Below are 13,186 nucleotides of genomic sequence, written 5' to 3' on the forward strand. Positions count from 1 at the left end.
CGAAAGTGCCCCAATCCGCCGAGAGATGCCGAGAGTTGTCGCTGTGGTGTGTCAACCGTGTCGCGCGCTGCTCGCTCTCCCCCCGTAAGCCAGGGAACTCCGCATCGTCCCTCTCGTCTAGGGGGTGTCTGGCAGGTGTGCCGACAATGCGCGCATGCACCGTCGTGCGCCCCCGGGCGGCAACAGCGGGCGGCCACGAGGCGGGCATCCGGGCGAAAAAGGATGTGAGGGACTGGCCGCCCGCGCCGTAGCATGCGCGCCATGGCCAAAGCCCCTGTTCTCACGCCCCAGGCGGAAGACTTCCCGCGCTGGTACCAGGACCTGATCTCCAAGGCCGAACTGGCCGACAACGGCCCGGTGCGCGGCACGATGGTCATCCGACCGTACGGCTACGGGCTGTGGGAGCGGATGCAGCAGGACATGGACGCCCGCATCAAGGACACGGGCACGCAGAACGCGTACTTCCCGCTCCTGATCCCGCAGTCCTACCTGGCCAGGGAGGCCGACCACGTCGAGGGCTTCGCGCCCGAGCTGGCCGTAGTGACCCACGGCGGCGGCAAGGAACTGGAGGAGCCGGCCGTCGTCCGGCCCACCTCCGAGATGATCGTCAACGAGTACTTCTCCAAGTGGGTCCAGAGCTACCGCGACCTCCCGCTTCTCATCAACCAGTGGGCCAACGTGGTGCGCTGGGAGCTGCGGCCGCGCCTCTTCCTCCGTACGACGGAATTCCTGTGGCAAGAAGGCCACACGGCGCACGCGACGTACGAGGAGGCGCGCGATTTCGCGGCACGCATCCACCGGCACGTTTACGCCGACTTCATGGAGAACGTGCTCGCCATGGATGTCGTCCTGGGGCGCAAGACGGCCAAGGAGCGCTTCGCGGGCGCCATCAACACCCTCACCCTCGAAGGGATGATGGGCGACGGCAAGGCCCTCCAGATGGGCACCAGCCACGAACTCGGCCAGAACTTCGCCAAGGCGTTCCAGACCCGGTACCTGTCCAAGGAAGGCACGCAGGAACTGGTCTGGCAGACCTCCTGGGGCTCGACGACCCGGATGATCGGCGCGCTGGTGATGATGCACGGCGACGACAAGGGACTGCGCGTACCGCCCCGGCTCGCCCCCATCCAGGTCGTGGTCCTCGCCATCAAGGGCGACGAGGCCGTGCTCGCCAAGGTGCGCGAGATCGGGGCCGCCCTGAAGGCGGCCGGCCTCCGCGTCCGCATCGACGACCGTACGGACACCCCCTTCGGGCGCCGCGCCGTCGACTGGGAACTCAAAGGTGTCCCCGTACGCGTCGAGGTCGGACCCCGCGACCTGGAGAGCGGCACCGCGATGCTCGTCCGCCGCATTCCCGGCGGCAAGGAGGCCGTGCCCGTCGACAGCCTGCCCGGACTGCTGCCCACCGTCCTGGAGGAGGACCAGGCGCTGCTCCTGAAGGAGTCGCGGGACCGCCGCACGTCGCGCACCAGCGACATCGCGACCCTGGAGGAGGCCGTCGAGGCGACCGCCGCCGGTGGGTGGGCCCGCATCCCCTGGGCCACACTCGGCGAGGCGGGCGAGGCGAGGCTCGCCGAGCACGCCATCTCCGTACGGTGTCTGCTCACCGCCGACGGGGCGGTGCCGACCGCCGACGACGCACCCGGTAACGTCGCGGTCGTGGCACGCGCCTACTGAGCGACCCCGCCGGGCGCAAGAGGCCGAAACGCCGCTTGCGCTTCGGACGGACACATACGCCCCGGCGCGAGCGGGACACTACGCGCCGGGGCGTACGTGTTACTACGCACCACCTTGATGCGAGCTGTGCGGCTTCTCCGCAGATCAGCGCACCCGCCCTCGTCCGGATACATGAGCGGCAACTGACTGGTACGTGCAAAATATTTGGGATGCCCCGGAATAGGAACACAGAGGCACTCCGGCTCGTTGTCACGACGTGAGCACGACACCACCTGTTCTCGCCGCAGAGCTGGCAGGGGCGTGGGCCGACATTCAGCGGCACCACCCCGAACTGCCGGATCTCGCCGCGCCCGAATCCCTGATCGGGGAGTCGTCGTCCGCCTGCGGGCACGAGCTCTCCTTCGAGCGACTCCTCCATGAGGCAGTCCACGGCATCGCCGCCGCGCGCGGAATCCGCGACACCTCGCGCGCCGGCCGGTACCACAACCGCAGATTCCTGGCCATCGCCGAGGAGTTGGGCCTCGACCACCCCGAGGAGCCGCACCCCAGCAGCGGCTTCTCCCTGGTCACGCTCAACTCGGAGGCCAAGCAGCGCTACCGGCAGACGATCGAGCGGCTGCACCGCGCCCTCAAGGCGCACACGGTCGCGACCGCCGCCGACACCAAGCGCAGCTTCCGCGGCCCCGCCGCCCGCCACGGCTCCTCCGGCGGCGGCGTCCGCGTGAAGGCCGTCTGCGACTGCGGCCGCAATGTCCGGGTCGTACCGTCGGTGCTCGCCCAGGCCCCGATCATGTGCGGCGGGTGCGGCAAGCCGTTCCGTATCCCGGAGGTGGTCGGAGCCGCCGCGGGCTGACCACCCCGTGACTGGTGAGGTGGCCGAAGAGGCTCCTCCCCGCACGAACGCCCCTGCTCGAACGCGGTGGGGAGCTCAGGGGAGGATTCGGCCGTCCCGGCGACGTATGGCACAATGGCTAGCTGTACTCGACAGTCGCATAGGACCCCTCTCTCCTCCGGCTGACGCGTCCATCGGGCACTCGGGTACCGCAACCCCACGCGGCAATCTCGCCGTGCCCACCCACGTCAAGACCAGGAGACACCACTTCCGTGGCAGTCAAGATCAAGCTGAAGCGTCTGGGCAAGATCCGTGCGCCTCACTACCGCATCGTCGTCGCCGACTCCCGTACCCGCCGTGACGGCCGGGCCATCGAGGAGATCGGCCTGTACCACCCGGTGCAGAACCCGTCGCGCATCGAGGTCGACTCGGAGCGCGCGCAGTACTGGCTGAGTGTCGGCGCGCAGCCGACCGAGCCGGTCATGGCCATCCTGAAGCTCACCGGTGACTGGCAGAAGCACAAGGGTCTGCCCGCCCCGGAGCCGCTGAAGGTCGCCGAGCCGAAGAAGGCCCGCCCCTCCTTCGAGGCGCTTGCCACGGCCGACGAGCCCAAGGGTGAGGCCATCACCCAGAAGAAGAAGGCTGAGAAGAAGGACGAGGCCGCTGAGGCTGCGTCCGAGTCGACCGAGGCCTGAGCATGCTCGAGGAGGCTCTTGAGCACCTCGTGAAGGGCATTGTCGACAACCCCGACGACGTGCAGGTCGCCTCGCGCAACCTGCGGCGTGGGCGCGTACTCGAGGTCAGGGTCCACCCCGACGACCTCGGCAAGGTGATCGGCCGCAACGGCCGCACCGCGCGTGCTCTGCGTACTGTCGTGGGCGCCATCGGCGGGCGCGGTGTCCGCGTCGATCTCATCGACGTCGACCAGGCTCGCTGACAAAGTTGAACACCGGCTCGGGCCGGGGAGGGCTTACGAGCCGTCCCCGGCCCTAGTCGTTTGAACAGGCATGACAGGAGAGTCACCGATCGTGCAGTTGGTAGTCGGGCGCATCGGCCGCGCCCACGGCATCAAGGGCGACGTCACCATCGAGGTGCGCACCGACGAGCCCGAGCTGCGGCTCGGTCCCGGCGCGGTGCTCGCCACGGACCCCGCCGCCACCGGCCCGCTCACCATCGAGTCCGGACGTGTGCACAGCGGCCGACTGCTGCTGCGCTTCGCGGGCGTGCACGACCGGACCGGGGCGGAGGCGCTGCGCAACACGCTGCTGATCGCCGAGGTCGACCCGGAGGAACTGCCGGAGGACCCGGACGAGTTCTACGACCACCAGCTCATGGACCTCGACGTCGTCACGGCCGACGGCACCGAGGTCGGCCGCATCACCGAGATCTCGCACCTGCCCTCGCAGGACCTGTTCATCGTGGAACGGCCCGACGGCACCGAGGTCATGATCCCGTTCGTCGAGGAGATCGTCACCGAGATCGACCTCGAGGAGCAGAGGGCGGTCATCACCCCGCCGCCCGGCCTCATCGACGACCAGGCGGAGATCGTCTCCAGCCGCGACGCCGACAGCGCGCAGGACGAGACCGCATGAGGCTCGACGTCGTCACGATCTTCCCCGAGTACCTCGAACCGCTGAACGTCTCGCTCGTCGGCAAGGCACGCGCGCGTGGGCAACTGGACGTGCGTCTGCACGACTTGCGGGAGTGGACGCACGACCGGCACAACACGGTCGACGACACCCCCTACGGCGGCGGCCCCGGCATGGTCATGAAGACCGAGCCCTGGGGCGAGGCGCTCGACGACGTCCTGGCCGACGGGTACGAGAACGGGGCACAGGGGCCCGTCCTGGTCGTCCCCACGCCCAGCGGGCGCCCCTTCACCCAGGAACTCGCCGTGGAGCTCTCCGAGCGCCCCTGGCTGGTCTTCACGCCCGCCCGCTACGAAGGCATCGACCGCCGCGTCATCGACGAGTACGCGACCCGCATGCCCGTCTACGAGGTCTCCATCGGCGACTACGTCCTCGCCGGCGGGGAAGCCGCGGTGCTCGTCATCACCGAGGCGGTCGCCCGCCTGCTGCCGGGTGTGCTCGGCAATGCCGCCTCCCACCAGGACGACTCCTTCGCGCCCGGCACCATGGCCAACCTCCTGGAGGGGCCCGTCTACACCAAGCCGCCCGAGTGGCGCGGCCGGGACATTCCGGAGGTCCTCCTCAGCGGCCATCACGGCAAGATCGCCCGCTGGCGCCGGGACGAGGCGCTGCGCCGCACTGTGCGCAACCGCCCGGACCTCGTCCGGCGCACCGACCCGAAGGCCTTCGACAAGAAGGACCGGGAAATGCTCTCCATCCTGGGCTGGCGGCCGGGCCCCGACGGGCGATTTGGGCCAACGCCCGACGCCGTGGAAGAATAGGCCGCTGCTGTACGTCCAGCCTGCGCCCCTGCCACAGGGGGAACGACGCAAGGCCCGACGCGATCAGCTACCGAAACTCATCGCATACCTCCCGCCGATGACCTGTGGCATCGGTGAAGAAAGCAGACGATCATGACTCACCTGCTCGACTCCGTCGACGCCGCGTCGCTCCGCAGCGACCTCCCGGCCTTCCGCCCGGGTGACACCGTCAACGTCCACGTCCGCGTCATCGAGGGCAACCGCTCCCGTGTGCAGCAGTTCAAGGGCGTCGTCATCCGCCGCCAGGGCGCCGGTGTCCGCGAGACCTTCACGGTCCGCAAGGTCTCCTTCTCCGTCGGCGTCGAGCGCACCTTCCCGGTGCACACGCCGATCGTCGAGAAGATCGAGCTCGTGACCCGCGGTGACGTCCGTCGCGCCAAGCTCTACTACCTGCGCGAGCTGCGCGGCAAGGCCGCGAAGATCAAGGAGAAGCGCGAGAACTGATCTCGCGCACGCGAGAGTCCCTCTCGCGGACGGCGTCACAGCACGGCCGGATAGCATCTGGCCTCGATGGACACCGAAGCACGACACGTGGAGCGCGATCGCTCCTCCGAGCCCCCGGAGCACACCGCAGCGGGCGAGGAGGACCGGTCGCGCTCCTCTGCGCTGTCCGGCGTCCTCTCCTGGCTGCCGGGCGGTCGCCTCACTCTCACCCTGCTCGTCTGCATGGCGTTCTTGTTGGCCGTCAGCGTCTTCGTCATGCAGCCCTTCCAGATCCCCAGCGGCTCCATGGAGAGCACATTGAGGGTCGGTGACCGCGTTCTCGTAAATAAGTTGGCGTACCGTTTTGGTGCCGAACCGGGCCGCGGTGACGTGGTCGTCTTCGACGGAAGCGGGTACTTCGGGGACGCCGACTACGTCAAGCGCGTTGTCGGCACAGGGGGAGACCACGTGGTCTGCTGCGACAGCAAGGGGACGATCGAGGTGAACGGGCAGTCCGTGAACGAGCGTCCCGTGCTGCACGCCGGAGACGCGCCTTCGGAAGTGCCCTTCGACATCAAAGTTCCCGACGGCACCCTCTTTCTGCTCGGCGACCACCGCAGCGACTCCCGGGACTCCCGTGACTACCTGGGCGCTCCCGGCGGCGGCTTCGTCCCCGTCGACCAGGTGATCGGCAAGGCCCAGTGGATCGCCTGGCCGGCCGGGCACTGGCACTCTTTGTCGCGTGCGGACCTCTACGCGCGCGTGCCCAACCCCGGTGGCGCTCGTGGGTAGGCGCGGCAAGGACCGCTCGGGCCCCGGCCCCGACGAGCAGCTGCCCACCGGGACCCGGCCCACCAGCGGCCCGGCCCTGCCAGGGCGGGCCGAGCGGCGCAAGCTGGCCCGCAAGGTGAAGCGCCGCAGACAGCGCTCCGCGATCAAGGAGATACCTCTCCTCGTAGGCGTGGCTCTGCTCATCGCCCTTGTCCTGAAGACGTTCCTCGTGCAGGCCTTCGTGATCCCGTCGGGCTCCATGGAACAGACGATCAAGATCGGTGACCGGGTCGTCGTCGACAAGCTCACACCGTGGTTCGGCGCGGAGGTGCACCGCGGCGATGTGGTCGTCTTCCGGGACCCCGGCAAGTGGCTGGAGCAGGAGGCCGGCCCCACGAAGGAGGCCCCCGTCGGGGTCAAGCAGATCAAGGCGGGTCTGACCTGGATCGGACTGCTGCCGTCCGACAATGAGCGCGACCTGATCAAACGGGTCGTCGGCGTCGGGGGCGACACCGTGAAGTGCTGTGACGCGCAGGGCCGCGTCACGGTCAACGGCATCCCGCTGAAGGAGGCTGCGTACATCCACCCGGGCAACGCCCCCTCCAAGTTCGACTTCTCGGTGAAGGTGCCCGAGGGCCGGCTGTTCGTCATGGGGGACCACCGCGCCAACTCGGCGGACTCGCGCTACCACCTGGCCGACAAATTCAACGGGACCGTGTCCGAGAAGTCCGTCGTGGGCCGCGCCCGCTGGATCGTATGGCCCTTCGGGCACTGGTCCGGGCTCGCCGAGCCGGACACGTTCGCCGCGGTGGCCGACGCGCATGGCGACGGATCGGCCGCCGCCCTTGCCACGTCGCATAGGCTGGCCACCGCGAACAGCACCGGACCGAATCCGAGCGCACCGGATTCGGACGGATCGATCCCCCTCCCGACCCCTGCGGAACTCCCGCTCGTTATGGGAATGGTGGGCCTGCATCGCGTAGGGATCAGGCAGCGGCACGGAGTGAGGAGTGGATGTGGGGGACTTGGCGGTCGGCGCACGGTCAGGGCATGGACCCGAAGAGCAGCCCGGGCGATCCGACGACGCGGTGAGGCCGGCCGTGACGGACCGCGTTCCCGAGGACGGTGACGCGGTGGAGCCCGTGACCGCGGACGAAGCGAGGTCCGGCAGCGACGAGGCCGGGAGCAGGCAGAAGAAGCCGCGCTCCTTCTGGAAGGAGTTGCCGCTCCTCATCGTCATCGCGCTCGTCCTGGCGCTCGTCATCAAGACGTTCCTGGTCCAGGCGTTCTCGATCCCGTCGGCGTCGATGGAGAACACGCTGCAGATCGGCGACCGCGTCCTCGTCGACAAGCTCACTCCGTGGTTCGGCTCGGAGCCGGAGCGCGGCGAGGTCATCGTCTTCCACGACCCCGACGGGTGGCTGGAGGGCGAGCCCACGGCGGAGCCGAACGCGGTGCAGAAGGTCCTCAGCTGGGTCGGCCTGATGCCGTCCGCCGACGAGAAGGACCTCATCAAGCGCGTCATCGGCGTCGGTGGTGACACCGTCGAGTGCAACGGCACGGGCCCGCTCAAGGTCAACGGCAAGGCCCTCAGCGAGCCGTACGTGTACCCCGGCAACACCCCGTGCAGTGCCGACAACGCGGGTGGGACCTTCAAGGTGAAGGTTCCCGACGGCAAAGTTTGGGTCATGGGCGACCACCGCCAGGACTCGATGGACTCGCGCTACCACCAGAGCGACGCGAACAACGGCTTCGTGCCGGTCGGCAACGTCGTGGGCCGCGCCATCGTCGTCGCCTGGCCGCCCACGCACTGGTCGACACTGCCCGTGCCGGACACCTTCGACCAGTCGGGCATCAACGCGGCCGCGGGCGCGGTTCCGGGCGCGCTCGGACTCGCGGGTGCCGCGCCACTGGTCCTGTGGCGCAGGCGCAAGATCAACCAGCGCCTTACCGAGGGAAACAGCAGGGTTTCTGCGACCGAAACCGACAGGTAGGGTGCCGTCCCAGATCGCCGATCTTCCACGGTCCGCGCCGCACCGAGGCCGGACCGAAGGTCGATGTCTCCAACGCGGGGAGCAACTGGGATGAGCAGGACACGTCGTACGGGCGAGGGCCGCGGCCGGGCCGGCAGCATGCTGTCGGGCATAGCCGTGGCCCTCGGCTGTGTGCTGTTCCTCGGCGGGTTCGTGTGGGGCGCCATCGTCTACCAGCCCTACACAGTGCCCACCGACTCGATGACGCCGACCATCGGCGCCGGCGACCGGGTCCTCGCCCAGCGGATCGACGGCAGCGACGTGAAGCGCGGTGACGTCGTCGTGTTCCAGGAAGCGACCTGGGGCGACATGCCCATGGTCAAGCGGGTCGTCGGTATCGGCGGTGACCGGGTCGCCTGCTGCACGGACGGACAGCTGACGGTCAACGGCAAAAAGATCGAAGAACCGTATCTGCCCGCCGATACGAACGCCTCGCTCACCGGGATCAAGTCCACGACCGTGCCCGAGGGCCGGCTGTTCCTCCTCGGCGACGAGCGCAGCGGCTCCCTCGACTCCAGCGTCCACCTCGGCGACGCCGACCACGGTTCGGTGGAGCGCGGTGCCGTGCGGGCCCGCGTGGACGCGGTGGCCTGGCCGATGGACGGCATGCTGGCCAAGCCCACCGGCTTCGAGGAGCTGCCCGGCGGGATCTCCCGGCCGGGCCCGCTCAGGCTCATCGTGGCCACGGTGATCGCCGGCGCCGTCCTGGTGCTGGCCGGAGCCGCGTACGGCCCCATTGCCAAACGCGCCCGGCGCCCCCGCACCAGGGCCTCGGAGCCGGTCGGTGTCTGAATCCGGCCGTGCACTGCGCCGGGTGGCCCGGGTCGTGCTGCTCGACCCGGAGAACCGCGTCCTGCTGTTGCACGGGCACGAGCCCGGTGACAAGGCCGACGACTGGTGGTTCACGCCCGGTGGCGGCCTGGAGGGCGACGAGACGCGGGAAGAGGCCGCGCTGCGCGAACTCGCGGAGGAGACGGGCCTCACCGACGTGGAGCTGGGGCCCGTGCTGTGGCAGCGGGTCTGCTCCTTTCCCTTCGACGGGCGGCGCTGGGACCAGGACGAGTGGTACTTCCTGGCACGCACGGCCTCCTCGACGGTGCGGCCGCAGATCAACGCGACAGGCCTGACCGACCTGGAGCGTCGCAGCGTCGCCGGAGCACGCTGGTGGACGTACCGGGAACTCGCCGACGCGCATGAGACGGTGTATCCGACCAGACTCGCCGAGCTGCTGCACCGGCTGCTCGACGAAGGTCCTCCCAGCCGGCCGCTGGTTCTCGACACGGAAATCGTCTAGAGGTTCCAGGGGCTGGCGCACAATAGGGGGACGCGCGGCTGAAGGGGAACATGCCATGAGTGCCGAGGACCTCGAGAAGTACGAGACCGAGATGGAGCTGAAGCTCTACCGGGAGTACCGCGATGTCGTCGGTCTGTTCAAATACGTGATCGAGACCGAGCGGCGTTTCTACCTCACCAACGACTACGAGATGCAGGTGCATTCGGTCCAGGGTGAGGTGTTCTTCGAGGTGTCGATGGCGGATGCCTGGGTGTGGGACATGTACCGGCCGGCGCGCTTCGTGAAGCAGGTGCGGGTACTCACGTTCAAGGACGTGAACATCGAGGAACTCAACAAGAGCGATCTGGAGCTTCCGGGGAGTTGAGTCCTGCGGACTGAGCCGGTAGCCGGCCGGGCGGCTGAGTATCCGCTTCGTCACCCTCCGGTGAGTGGCCGGGTTTTCCACAACCCGTGAGTAGTTCACCAAGATCCACTTCGGTTCGGCCGCTGCGTCAGCGTGGGCGTCGGAGGTGGTGCCGACGTGAACGCACGGGGCGCGATGGGGAAGTACGGCGAGGATCTGGCCGCGAGGCGGCTGACCGACGCCGGGATGACGGTGCTCGCGCGGAACTGGCGAGCGGGACGGACGGGTGAGCTCGACATCGTGGCCCGCGAGGGCGACGCGATCGTCGTGTGCGAGGTCAAGACCCGTCGGGGGCGCGGTGCAGGGGACGGGGTCTTCGAGCACCCCATGGCCGCGATCACCCCGATCAAGGCGCGACGCCTGCGGGATCTCGCGGAGCGCTGGGTCCAGGAGCACGGGGGAGCGCCACCCGGCGGCGTCCGGATCGATCTGGTCGGGGTGCTGCTGCCGGAGCGTGGCGCCGCGCGCGTCGAGCATGTGCGGGGGGCCGCCTGATGGGGTTCGCGCGTACGTGTTCCGTGGCGCTGGTGGGGGTCGAGGGCGTCGTCGTCGAGGTGCAGGCGGATCTGGAGCCGGGTATCGCGGCCTTCACGCTCGTGGGGCTGCCGGACAAGAGTCTGATCGAGAGCCGCGACCGGGTGCGGGCCGCCGTGGTCAACTCGGGGGCGGGCTGGCCGCAGAAGAAACTGACGGTCGGCCTCAGCCCGGCGTCCGTACCGAAAGGCGGTTCGGGTTTCGATCTCGCTGTCGCTTGCGCAGTGCTCGGTGCCGCCGAGCGGATCGACCCGCGGGTCCTCGCCGACATCGTGATGATCGGGGAGCTGGGGCTCGACGGGCGGGTGCGCCCGGTGCGGGGCGTGCTGCCCGCCGTTCTCGCCGCGGCGGACGCGGGGTACGAGCAGGTCGTCGTGCCCGAGTGCACGGCGGGTGAGGCGACGCTGGTGCCGGGCGTCTCCGTGCTCGGCGTGCGGACCCTGCGCCAGCTCATCGCGGTCCTCGCCGACGAGCCGGTGCCGGACGAGGAAGCGGACGAGCGAGGCCGCCCCGACGCCATGCTCTCCGCCCTGAGCATGCCGGGCGGCGGCGCCGGCGCGGGACTCCTGCACGAGGGACCGGCCCTCGATCTGGCGGACGTCGTCGGCCAGACATCGGCCCGCACGGCGATCGAGGTCGCCGCCGCGGGCGGACACCACGTGATGCTCTCGGGGCCGCCCGGCGCGGGCAAGACGATGCTCGCCGAGCGGCTGCCGGCCGTCCTGCCACCGCTCACCCGCATGGAGTCGCTGGAGGTCACGGCGATCCACTCGGTGGCGGGCATGCTGCCGCCGGGCACATCGATGATCGACACCGCGCCGTACTGTGCGCCGCACCACTCGGCGACCATGCAGTCCCTGGTCGGTGGCGGGCCGGGCGTCGCGCGGCCGGGAGCGGTCTCTCTGTCACACAGAGGGGTACTTTTTCTGGACGAAGCGCCTGAATTCAGCAGCCAGGCCCTTGATGCCCTACGCCAGCCGCTCGAAGCGGGACAGGTGGTGATCGCCCGTAGCGCCGGGGTGGTGCGGCTGCCCGCGCGCTTCCTGATGGCGCTCGCCGCGAACCCCTGCCCGTGCGGGCAGTACCGGGTGCACGGGGGCGAGTGCGACTGCCCGGCCGCCACCGTGCGCCGCTATCAGGCCCGGCTCTCCGGGCCGCTCCTCGACCGGGTCGACCTGCGGGTCGAAGTGGACGCGGTCACCCGCAGCGAACTGTCCGGTTACGCGCCACGTGGAGAGAGCACCCAAGTCGTCGCCGACCGGGTGCGGGCGGCCCGGGAGCGGGCGGTGGCCCGGTTCGCGGACACGCCGTGGCGGACCAACAGCGAAGTGCCGGGACACGCCCTGCGCACCCGGTGGCCCGCCATGCCCGGAGCCCTGGACGAGGCCGAGGCGGACCTGGAGCGCGGGTTCCTGACCGCACGCGGGCTCGACCGGGTTCTCCGCGTCGCCTGGACCGTGGCCGACCTCGCCGGACACGACCGGCCCTTCGCGCAAGACGTGGCGCTCGCGTTGCAGCTGCGGACCGGCATCTCGCGCGGGGTCCCGATGACCATCGGAGCCGTCTCGTGACCCCGGCGCGCGTCCCCGAAGTGGTACGGCTCGCACGGGCCCGGCTGACCCGGATCGTCGAGCCGGGCTGGGCCGTGGCCGGCCGCTGGCTCAGGGAGTTCGGGCCCGTGGAGACCGTGCGGCGCATCGACGGGGCCGAGGAGAAGGCGGAGGGCCCGCCGCCGTTGCCGGGGGTGCGGGCCGAGCGCTGGGCCGGGCTCCTCGCGCGGGCCCGCGAAGCACCGCCCGCCGAGCGGGACTTGGCGCGCATGGAGAAGCTCGGGGTGCGGTTCGTGTGCCCGGGGGATGCCGAGTGGCCCGGGCAGTTGGACGACCTGGGGGACGAACGGCCGGTCGGGTTGTGGGTGCGGGGCGGGGTGAACCTGCGGATGTGGGCGCTGCGCTCGGTGGCCGTCGTCGGCGCGCGGGCGTGCACGGACTACGGGGTCCGGATGAGCGCGAGCCTCGGGGCCGGCCTGGCCGAGCGCGGCTGGGTCGTCGTCTCCGGGGGTGCGTACGGCATCGACGCGGCGGCGCACCGCGGGGCGCTCGGCGCCGCGGGGGCCACCGTCGCGGTCCTCGCCTGCGGAGTCGACCGGGTATATCCGCGCGGCCACACCCAGTTGATCGACAGGATCGCGGAACAGGGACTCGTGATCGGCGAGTTGCCACCAGGCGACCATCCGACGCCCAGCCGCTTCATCCTGCGGAACCGCGTGATCGCCGCCCTCACCAGAGGCACGGTCGTCGTCGAGGCGGCCTACCGCAGCGGGGCGCTGGGCACCGCTCGCTGGGCGCAGCGCCTGGGGCGGCACGCGATGGGGGTGCCGGGCCCGGTGACCAGCGGTGTCTCCGGCGGCGTGCATGAACTGCTGCGCAAGGAAGGCGTGCTCGTCACCGACGCCGAAGAGGTCATCGAGCTGGTCGGTTCGATGGGGGAGCTGGCGCCGGAGCGCCGGGGCCCCGTCCTGCCGCGCGATCTGCTGCCGCCGGCCACGGCGCGCGTCCTGGCCGCGCTGCCCGGGCGGGGGACACACACCGTGGCGGAGATCGGCCGGGAGGCAGGGACGAGCGCGGACGACACGATCGGGAGGTTGTACGAACTGCGCTCGTTGGGGTTCGTCGAACGACACGGCGAGGGCTGGAAGTTGACACGCCAGGCGATCCGCGCGGTGATTTCGGACGGAGGGGTTCCCTGACGCAGCGTATTGCGCCTTACG

The 13,186-nt window shown here is 70.1% G+C and carries 16 protein-coding genes; all 16 read left to right on the forward strand.

Going from position 1 to position 13,186, the window contains the following annotated elements; genetic code table 11:
- Positions 1-261 precede the first annotated feature (261 nt).
- The 16 genes from proS (at position 262) to dprA (ending at position 13,165) form a co-directional block, all read left to right on the forward strand.
- Positions 262-1,677 (forward strand): proline--tRNA ligase, encoded by a 1,416-nt coding sequence (proS, locus tag ABZY33_RS21455; RefSeq protein WP_356493212.1) that lies wholly within the window; start codon positions 262-264, stop codon positions 1,675-1,677.
- A 256-nt stretch (positions 1,678-1,933) separates the two neighbouring features.
- The gene (locus ABZY33_RS21460) at positions 1,934-2,530 is read left to right on the forward strand and encodes a hypothetical protein (protein ID WP_356493213.1); all 597 of its coding nucleotides are present in this window, start codon (positions 1,934-1,936) and stop codon (positions 2,528-2,530) included.
- 251 nt (positions 2,531-2,781) lie between these two features.
- Positions 2,782-3,204, forward strand: a complete 423-nt coding sequence (gene rpsP / locus ABZY33_RS21465) for a 30S ribosomal protein S16 (RefSeq protein ID WP_356493214.1) — start codon at positions 2,782-2,784, stop codon at positions 3,202-3,204.
- Positions 3,205-3,206: 2 nt separating this feature from the next.
- Positions 3,207-3,446, forward strand: coding sequence for an RNA-binding protein (locus ABZY33_RS21470; RefSeq protein WP_356493215.1), 240 nt, complete (start codon positions 3,207-3,209; stop codon positions 3,444-3,446).
- Positions 3,447-3,537: 91 nt separating this feature from the next.
- Positions 3,538-4,101, forward strand: coding sequence for a ribosome maturation factor RimM (gene rimM / locus ABZY33_RS21475; RefSeq protein ID WP_356493216.1), 564 nt, complete (start codon positions 3,538-3,540; stop codon positions 4,099-4,101).
- Positions 4,098-4,919: a tRNA (guanosine(37)-N1)-methyltransferase TrmD gene (gene trmD / locus ABZY33_RS21480; RefSeq protein WP_356493217.1), complete on the forward strand. Its 822-nt coding sequence runs from the start codon at positions 4,098-4,100 to the stop codon at positions 4,917-4,919. The genes rimM and trmD overlap by 4 nt, the downstream gene beginning before the upstream one ends.
- Positions 4,920-5,051: 132 nt before the next feature.
- Positions 5,052-5,402: a 50S ribosomal protein L19 gene (gene rplS, locus ABZY33_RS21485; protein ID WP_356493218.1), complete on the forward strand. Its 351-nt coding sequence runs from the start codon at positions 5,052-5,054 to the stop codon at positions 5,400-5,402.
- Positions 5,403-5,468: 66 nt separating this feature from the next.
- Positions 5,469-6,173 (forward strand): signal peptidase I, encoded by a 705-nt coding sequence (gene lepB / locus ABZY33_RS21490; RefSeq protein WP_356493219.1) that lies wholly within the window; start codon positions 5,469-5,471, stop codon positions 6,171-6,173.
- Positions 6,157-7,281, forward strand: a complete 1,125-nt coding sequence (gene lepB / locus ABZY33_RS21495) for a signal peptidase I (protein ID WP_356493220.1) — start codon at positions 6,157-6,159, stop codon at positions 7,279-7,281. Before lepB (ABZY33_RS21490) ends, lepB (ABZY33_RS21495) begins: the two co-directional genes overlap by 17 nt.
- The gene (gene lepB, locus ABZY33_RS21500) at positions 7,169-8,146 is read left to right on the forward strand and encodes a signal peptidase I (RefSeq protein ID WP_356493221.1); all 978 of its coding nucleotides are present in this window, start codon (positions 7,169-7,171) and stop codon (positions 8,144-8,146) included. The genes lepB (ABZY33_RS21495) and lepB (ABZY33_RS21500) overlap by 113 nt, the downstream gene beginning before the upstream one ends.
- A gap of 90 nt (positions 8,147-8,236) precedes the next feature.
- Positions 8,237-8,977, forward strand: coding sequence for a signal peptidase I (lepB, locus tag ABZY33_RS21505; RefSeq protein ID WP_356493222.1), 741 nt, complete (start codon positions 8,237-8,239; stop codon positions 8,975-8,977).
- Entirely contained in the window at positions 8,970-9,479 is a 510-nt protein-coding gene (locus tag ABZY33_RS21510) for an NUDIX hydrolase (RefSeq protein ID WP_356493223.1), read from the forward strand. The genes lepB (ABZY33_RS21505) and ABZY33_RS21510 overlap by 8 nt, the downstream gene beginning before the upstream one ends.
- A 55-nt stretch (positions 9,480-9,534) precedes the next feature.
- Positions 9,535-9,843: a DUF2469 domain-containing protein gene (locus ABZY33_RS21515; protein ID WP_005311352.1), complete on the forward strand. Its 309-nt coding sequence runs from the start codon at positions 9,535-9,537 to the stop codon at positions 9,841-9,843.
- Positions 9,844-10,017: 174 nt separating this feature from the next.
- On the forward strand, positions 10,018-10,377 hold the full coding sequence (locus ABZY33_RS21520) for a YraN family protein (RefSeq protein ID WP_356493263.1): 360 nt from the start codon (positions 10,018-10,020) through the stop codon (positions 10,375-10,377).
- Positions 10,377-11,987, forward strand: a complete 1,611-nt coding sequence (locus ABZY33_RS21525) for a YifB family Mg chelatase-like AAA ATPase (RefSeq protein ID WP_356493224.1) — start codon at positions 10,377-10,379, stop codon at positions 11,985-11,987. Before ABZY33_RS21520 ends, ABZY33_RS21525 begins: the two co-directional genes overlap by 1 nt.
- Positions 11,984-13,165, forward strand: coding sequence for a DNA-processing protein DprA (gene dprA, locus ABZY33_RS21530; RefSeq protein WP_356493225.1), 1,182 nt, complete (start codon positions 11,984-11,986; stop codon positions 13,163-13,165). Before ABZY33_RS21525 ends, dprA begins: the two co-directional genes overlap by 4 nt.
- The last annotated feature ends 21 nt before the right edge of the window (positions 13,166-13,186 follow it).

The sequence above is a fragment of the Streptomyces sp. NPDC006552 genome (genome assembly GCF_040611655.1).
In the GTDB taxonomy this organism is placed as follows: domain Bacteria; phylum Actinomycetota; class Actinomycetes; order Streptomycetales; family Streptomycetaceae; genus Streptomyces.

Excerpts from the sequence above, each read along its gene's own strand:
- ABZY33_RS21520 (WP_356493263.1), top strand. The coding sequence starts at position 10,018 with ATGGGGAAGTACGGCGAGGATCTGGCCGCGAGGCGGCTGACCGACGCC.
- trmD (WP_356493217.1), top strand. The coding sequence starts at position 4,098 with ATGAGGCTCGACGTCGTCACGATCTTCCCCGAGTACCTCGAACCGCTG.
- ABZY33_RS21470 (WP_356493215.1), top strand. The coding sequence starts at position 3,207 with ATGCTCGAGGAGGCTCTTGAGCACCTCGTGAAGGGCATTGTCGACAAC.
- ABZY33_RS21515 (WP_005311352.1), top strand. The coding sequence starts at position 9,535 with ATGAGTGCCGAGGACCTCGAGAAGTACGAGACCGAGATGGAGCTGAAG.
- ABZY33_RS21525 (WP_356493224.1), top strand. The coding sequence starts at position 10,377 with ATGGGGTTCGCGCGTACGTGTTCCGTGGCGCTGGTGGGGGTCGAGGGC.
- rplS (WP_356493218.1), top strand. The coding sequence starts at position 5,052 with ATGACTCACCTGCTCGACTCCGTCGACGCCGCGTCGCTCCGCAGCGAC.
- lepB (WP_356493222.1), top strand. The coding sequence starts at position 8,237 with ATGAGCAGGACACGTCGTACGGGCGAGGGCCGCGGCCGGGCCGGCAGC.
- proS (WP_356493212.1), top strand. The coding sequence starts at position 262 with ATGGCCAAAGCCCCTGTTCTCACGCCCCAGGCGGAAGACTTCCCGCGC.
- lepB (WP_356493219.1), top strand. The coding sequence starts at position 5,469 with ATGGACACCGAAGCACGACACGTGGAGCGCGATCGCTCCTCCGAGCCC.